1 protein-coding gene is annotated in these 264 nt (G+C 62.5%); it reads right to left on the bottom strand.

The genetic code is table 11. The features are described 5' to 3' along the window. Positions 1–252: phosphopantetheine-binding protein (locus JK358_RS38855; RefSeq protein ID WP_372440816.1), on the bottom strand; the 252-nt coding region annotated here is incomplete at its 3' end. Positions 253–264: the final 12 nt, after the last annotated feature.

Here is a 264-nt window from a genome sequence, read left to right as displayed (position 1 = left end):
CGCGAACGACAACGGCAACAACTCCGGACGATCCTGAACCACCAACGCAGGCCGCACCCGCGCCTTCTCATCAAGCCGAACCGCCAAACCCGCCACCGTCGGCGCTTCGAACACCACCCGAATAGGAACCTCCACACCGAGCACCGACCGAATCCGGCTCACCAACCGCGTCGCCAACAGCGAATGGCCACCCAGATCGAAGAACGAGTCATCGACACCGACCCGATCCACACCAAGCACCTCACCGAACAACCCAACAAGCGC

The organism is Nocardia acididurans, from assembly GCF_016741815.1.
In the GTDB taxonomy this organism is placed as follows: Bacteria; Actinomycetota; Actinomycetes; order Mycobacteriales; family Mycobacteriaceae; genus Nocardia; species Nocardia acididurans.
This window is presented reverse-complemented; position numbering and strand designations above follow the sequence as displayed.